Raw genomic sequence first — 2,585 nt, 5'->3', positions numbered from 1 at the left:
CATTTCGGATCGACGCGCGTTCAAAGTCATAACCTGCTCCTGCTCCTGCTCCTTGCATATCGCTTATGAAACCGCTCAACAAGCAATGTCCCGCTTGTCAATTCTCTTTCGTTCCGTGGGGCGCTTGGAAAGTGACGCGCTGGTCCTGCATGAAGTGTCCAAACTGCAATGCCGAACTGAACAGAACCGGCAGCTCGCTTGCAATCGCCTTTGCTCTGTTTATAGTTGCACAGTTGTCCCTCCTGGCGCTTTCGGCTTCTCCATTTATCAAGGTGTCAGTCTTGCTGGGTCTACTTCCAATCGTCTATCTCGTGGATTTGCTCGCTATTCGACTGGTTCAGCCAAAGTCTTATCACTGGCTCAAGGGCTATCAACCTTGAACAATCAAGGTCGAGTCAACGCAAAACTGCCGCCTAACCCCTTCGTCAAGGGGACYKGCCTGCGGCMRGCCCCTTACGTCGAACGTTAAGCGTCGAATACCAAAATACCCCACAGGCCATGTTCTCGCATATCTTCGTCGGCGTGAGCKACTTCGATCGCGCACTCGKGTTCTATGCGCCGCTCATGCAGGCGCTAGAAATCGAGCCGCGGTTCTGTGACCGCAGCCGGCCATGGGCTGGCTGGCAAACGGCTGGTGGCCCGAGGCCGCTCTTTCTCATCGGCTCGCCGCATGACGAACAGCCCCCTCACCCTGGCAATGGCCACATGGTGGCCTTCTTGGCGGCCAGCCGAGCTGGCGTTCGCCATGCCTATGAAGTGGCGCTGGCCAATGGAGGTCTATCCGAGGGCAAGCCAGGCTTGAGGCCCGAGTACCACGGCAACTACTATGGAGCCTACCTCCGCGATCCAGATGGGAACAAACTCTGCGTTGCCTGTCATTCCCCCGAGGGTGCGACCAATGCCAACGGCGACGCCTAACCCCTCCGTCAAGGGGACCTGCCTTTGGCAGGCCCCTTACGTCGAACGTTAAGCGTCATGCTCACCATTGCAGCCGTGAATCTTCGCCGTCCCAGGTGTCGGCAGTGCGGCTGCCTGTCGGACATCGCCTCTGTCGAAGAGCCGGCACTTCAAGCTGAACTGTCGAAGCTACTTGCACACAACCAGTTCTTGAAGTTTGTTCCACGCATTCGCGAGATCACTGGCTGCTCGATAGGAGAGGCGAAGGCCACTTACCTTCACCTTGCTCTGCCGGGTGCCACTTGCCACCGCTGCAAGATGCCACTTCCCTCGGGTCCCGTGGTTGATTGTCCAAAATGCCAGTCGCTAAACATCGTCTGGTCCGGCCAGGCAGGGGCTGATTCGCAATCCGGTGCACCATGAAACTGTCTCTGCCAGCGCACCAGCCGCCTAACCCCTCCGTCAAGGGGACGCCCACAAGCGGGCTTCGCCCACTTGCGGCCGCCCCTTACGTCGAACGTTAGGCCTTTTCATCATCAGGGAACATATGCGATTGGTCAAACTGACCCTGTCACTCTCCATTTCTTCAACTCTTCTTGCCTGCGGAGGAAGCGGCTCAGAAGAACCAACAGCGGGGCCTTGCGTTGTCGAATACATCGACCCACTGGTAAAGGTGGTCTCGGCTGTCGACGCCGATTCCGCCGCCGACGTAGTCGACATCACACTTTCGGACATTGTCGTCAACGGTGTGTCTCCAGATTTGCACGCGCTCAGCGCTAAGTCGTCGAACATCCAACTCGTTGGCACCACACTTCAATGCAAAGTTCCCTGTAGCTTCTCCACTTTGGAGGGCAGCTATGTCATGTCCGTTAGGGCACCCGGTTACGAGCCCGAACCAGTCTCATTCGAAGCAAAATATTCGTCGTTTTCTCAAGGTTGCCCTGCAACCTATAGCGGAAGCAAAGATGTCTCCGTTTCACTCTCTCCTCTATAGCGCAAGGCCTAACCCCTCCGTCAAGGGGACCTGCCTTCGGCAGGCCCCTTACGTCGAACGTTAGACCCCAATACGATGGCATACATCCTAGCCGAGCAACGCGATCAAGACGATGCAGAAGCGACACGTCTCTGGCAAGAGTACGAGCGCTACATTCAAGAGAATCGATCAGTCTTTCCACCCGGTGCGTTCGCGCTTGCAACTTCAGGCTGGTACTACGGCTTCTCCGACCATCGTGCCCCCCATGATGCGTGGCTGGAGTGGGCAAAGTTCGAAGAGCCAGCCTCGGGCAGTCGCGGCCAAAACCGTCGGCTTAGCCTTCGTGTGCGTCTCCTGGCCGCCTATCACGACTGCTACCTTGAGTTCTACTATCCCATTGTTTACTCGTACTCGTTCGAAAATCCAGGGAGTACCGGCGGTCACGCTGATTGGCGCTACGATGAGTTTCGCCTCTCCCCGGCCGGCCACCTCGTACACGAAATTGAGTGGGCAGGTGGCCCGGGCGTCGAGGCTCGCTGGCTCATCGAGGCGTCCGATGTCGAGTTTGGTGTCTATCCACGGCCTGGGGTCTAACCCCTCCGTCAAGGGGACGTCCCGCAGGCGGGCCGCCCCTTACGTCGAACGTTAGAGCGCAATGATCTCCTTCAATGCCGGAACACACCAGTTCCATTTCCGCGCAGCCGCAGTCGTCCTG

At 57.6% G+C, this 2,585-nt stretch carries 3 protein-coding genes; all 3 read left to right on the top strand.

Annotated elements, in window-relative coordinates; genetic code table 11:
* Nucleotides 1-65: 65 nt before the first annotated feature.
* Entirely contained in the window at nucleotides 66-380 is a 315-nt protein-coding gene (locus AC1DYI_RS32360; protein ID WP_477208214.1) for a hypothetical protein, read from the top strand.
* 118 nt (nucleotides 381-498) lie between these two features.
* Nucleotides 499-918, top strand: coding sequence for a VOC family protein (locus tag AC1DYI_RS32355; protein WP_477208213.1), 420 nt, complete (start codon nucleotides 499-501; stop codon nucleotides 916-918).
* Between the two features lie 1,048 nt (nucleotides 919-1,966).
* Nucleotides 1,967-2,464 carry a hypothetical protein gene (locus tag AC1DYI_RS32350; protein ID WP_477208212.1) on the top strand — a complete coding sequence of 166 codons (498 nt, stop codon included), beginning with the start codon at nucleotides 1,967-1,969 and terminating at the stop codon, nucleotides 2,462-2,464.
* Nucleotides 2,465-2,585 lie beyond the last annotated feature (121 nt).

It is taken from the genome of Ideonella sp. P3_A4 (assembly GCF_056403075.1).
The sequence above is the reverse complement of the archived record's forward strand: the minus strand, read 5'-3'. Positions and strand labels throughout refer to the sequence as shown.

Excerpts from the sequence above, each read along its gene's own strand:
- AC1DYI_RS32360 (WP_477208214.1), top strand. The coding sequence starts at position 66 with ATGAAACCGCTCAACAAGCAATGTCCCGCTTGTCAATTCTCTTTCGTT.
- AC1DYI_RS32350 (WP_477208212.1), top strand. The coding sequence starts at position 1,967 with ATGGCATACATCCTAGCCGAGCAACGCGATCAAGACGATGCAGAAGCG.